General features: G+C 44.1%; 3 protein-coding genes. 2 read left to right on the forward strand and 1 reads right to left on the reverse strand.

Annotated elements, in window-relative coordinates; genetic code table 11:
* Window positions 1-494: 494 nt before the first annotated feature.
* The gene (locus tag ACKPQ4_RS07325; protein ID WP_407680534.1) at window positions 495-1,262 is read left to right on the forward strand and encodes a TM2 domain-containing protein; all 768 of its coding nucleotides are present in this window, start codon (window positions 495-497) and stop codon (window positions 1,260-1,262) included.
* Window positions 1,263-1,269: 7 nt separating this feature from the next.
* Window positions 1,270-1,578: a DUF2752 domain-containing protein gene (locus ACKPQ4_RS07330; protein ID WP_407680535.1), complete on the forward strand. Its 309-nt coding sequence runs from the start codon at window positions 1,270-1,272 to the stop codon at window positions 1,576-1,578.
* Between the two features lie 54 nt (window positions 1,579-1,632).
* Here ACKPQ4_RS07330 and ACKPQ4_RS07335 read toward each other — a convergent pair whose 3' ends face one another.
* Window positions 1,633-3,039: a DUF2779 domain-containing protein gene (locus ACKPQ4_RS07335; protein ID WP_407680536.1), complete on the reverse strand. Its 1,407-nt coding sequence runs from the start codon at window positions 3,037-3,039 to the stop codon at window positions 1,633-1,635.
* Between the last annotated feature and the right edge of the window lie 159 nt (window positions 3,040-3,198).

Genomic DNA, 3,198 nt, shown 5'->3' on the forward strand with positions numbered 1-3,198 from the left:
AGCCCTTTACCTACCAACTTCTTAGCAAATCACGCCCTTTTGGAGTTTTGTTGTTTTTCGGAATAAATAAGACCTATGATGATGTATTTGGAAAAGTGCTTGGTGCTCCTTTTATTTATGGATAACTGAGCTGATGCGAGCAGAAAACCGAGAAAAAGCAGCAATTCTAAAAGGAGGAGATAGGCAGCATATATTCTCCGATCGAATTAGGTAAGATGAACCGAAGCCGTCGAAGAATGAGGTATTACAAAGACGGATTATGAGATTGTTGAAATCAACTCCTTGTTGGCCCACAAGATTAGACCGATTCATCACGAACAGCAAACAAAGCATGCCAAATAACCTAACATTGAAGCACTTAATGGTTATTTAATTTGCATTTGATCTATACTCTCCGTACTATTGATTAATTAGTGATTCGAACTTCAACGAAGGTAGCCTTGCATAGATGAATCATTTTCACCTGTGATAACACCAAATTAGATTCAACAATCATGCTCTCACCTAATAGAATTGCAATTGCTATCTTCTCAAGTTTAATCCTGCTCGCATCTTGTTCGATTGAGAAACGAATGCACATGGACGGCTACCATGTAGAATGGAGGAAGTCGCATAAGTCGATTGCGAAAATCGATAGACAGAGCCAAAAAGAAATTTATCACAACAAGCTCCGGGCAAAAGATTTGAAGGAATTCATGAAAAATGAAGGGCCTTTATTGCTTGCGTCCAATCGGAATGACTTCAATATTGAGCCTCCCTTTTCTGCCGCTGGTTTTCTTGATAAAAACAAGCCTCAATTAGCGGGCGAGTGCGAAACTATTGTCATGAAATCTGGAGAAGAAATTCAAGCGAAAGTTCTAGAGGTGGGCACCTCGGAAGTGAAATACAAAATGTGCGATAACCAAGATGGGCCAACCTTTGCCACACTCAAGTCCGAGATCTTTATGATCAAGTATCCCAATGGTTCAAAAACCGTTTTTGACAATACTCCTAAACCCACAGTATCGAGTTCTTCCTCTAATATCAGCGATGACGAATACTTAAACACCATAAATACCGACGACAAAAGTATTGTGGTGGCAGTTGCCTTATGGTTCTTCCTCGGTTGGTTAGGCATACACCGCTTTTATTTAGGGCATATCGGTGTGGGGGTTTTATATCTTTTAACCGGTAGCCTCTGCGGGCTTGGCTGGATCATTGATGGAATACTGTTCCTTACGGGTGGATTAAAGCCCAAGAAAGGTGATTACATGGATATGTAGTCATAGCATGAGGTTCAGGAAGATTTTAATCATCACATATCTCGGAGGGCTTATACTCATACCCATAGTTCTATTTGCATTACCTGCAGACTTTTTTGACCACGGAGAGTCTGTCTGTCTCTCCGTTCTAATTTTCGATCAGGAATGTTATGCATGCGGCATGACAAGGGGAATTCAACATCTTCTCCATTTAGACTTCCTAAGAACGAGTGAGTTTAATAAACTGAGCTACATCGTATTGCCCGTACTCCTTTATCTCTGGATTAAAGAGCTGATAAGAGCCAAAAGAATGCTGGGAAAAGAAGCCAAGATGTGAGCCGCCAAAATCGTGGAGACTTCATACTCAATTTGAAAAAAAGTGCTGGGCAAATCAAACCTCCCCCAACCTCCCAACCAAATACCTCCAAACCTCCACCATCGCCAAGGTATCCATCTTGCAATACTCCAGAAGGTCTGTTCTGGTTTTTTGAAAATCACCTTCGAACCTGCCTTCCGCCATGGCTTTGAAAGTCTCGCTCGCCGTTCCACCATCGCTGATTTCCAATTCGTTGTAGGAAAGGTCGGTTAATGCGGGTAACACCGACTTGATGGAGGCTGAACCGCCCATAGCCGGCGTGTAACACCAATGCGACCGAAAAGGAATGAGGAGGTCCTCTACCCTTTCATTCAGCGCTAAAAGCTTTTCAGAATGCTCTGGGAAATCATGCGCTAGTTCCGCAATCCTGCCTTTCTCAAAACCCTCATTGTAAACGACGATGCTACCGCTGCTACCGCATTCTTGAAGCATCTGTTCTATAAACTTCGGTCGCGGGTCTTCGTCGTCTTGAGCTAAGTACTCAAAATGCTCCAGTTCGCCTCCTGGCTCTTTGATGCCATGCAGGGAATATTGAAAACAAATTTGCTGGTACGGACGACTGCCTTCATAGATTGGAACGGCTGGATTGATGGTTTCAAAATCCAAAAAATACAAGGGATACTCCCATGCATTCAGGAAGTCCTTGATGGGTTCTATTTCAAATCGTGACTCTCCGAATTTTAATCCTCTGAATTGAGGCACCTGCCGCTTTTGCAAATCCGTCTCATCCAAGTCGGTGATCTGAAGCAAACCTCTGTGGTAATATTCCCAAGCCTTTGCTCCAACATAAGCGAGCTCGAAGACTGAATTCTCAGGAATCCCCGACCAGCAGTGATTTTTAAATTCACATAAAAAAGGATTGGAACAGTGAGGACCGATGTCGATGTTGGGCTTTGTCCCTTCCAGCATTTCTTGCAATTCCCTGAGCTTGGGTTCAACCATGGCTTGATTGGCAAGCACCAGTTCTGTGATGTCTTCTTTGTGAAACAACTGCTGAACATCCAGTTCTCCCTTGCGCACATAGCTGCTGTTGATGTGCACGAAGAAGATTTTATCGGGACAGTAACCCGCCTGCTCCATCACCCAATATTGAAAGGCCGTATCTGTAATGTGATATTCGTGCAGACCAGTGTTGCTCTTTACCTCGTAGGCATGAATTTCGTCGCCCACCCGAACAAAGATGTCCAAAGCAACAAAAGCGCCTGGCACCGAAAAAGCCGCTTCGTAGATCACCTCCACGCCATTCTCAAGACATTCCGCACTTTCTTTAATCCATGACTTAAAGTCGCGCATGTTCTCGGGTCGGGCATCTGTGCCTCCAGGAAAAAGCTGGGTGGCCAACTCCCCAACGCTGGTTCCAGAAGCAAAAACCGCTTCTTGGGCTTGCCCCCAATGTGCTTCCTCCGGCTGGTGTTTGCTCAACCAGAGTTTCTTTTCGCATTGAACGCCAGAGACAAATTTGGATTTGGATAATGATGGTAAGTATGACATGCAGCAAATGAAACAATTGGGATTGTAAGGTATTTACATTCTGATAAAAATGCGCCCGCGGGTATGTAGGAAAGTAGTAGCACCTCATGC

Source organism: Candidatus Chordibacter forsetii, from assembly GCF_964187505.1.
GTDB classification, from domain to species: Bacteria; Verrucomicrobiota; Verrucomicrobiia; order Opitutales; family Seribacteraceae; genus Chordibacter; species Chordibacter forsetii.

Coding starts and splice junctions, on each gene's coding strand:
- ACKPQ4_RS07325 (WP_407680534.1), top strand. CDS start 495: ATGCTCTCACCTAATAGAATTGCAATTGCTATCTTCTCAAGTTTAATC.
- ACKPQ4_RS07330 (WP_407680535.1), top strand. CDS start 1,270: ATGAGGTTCAGGAAGATTTTAATCATCACATATCTCGGAGGGCTTATA.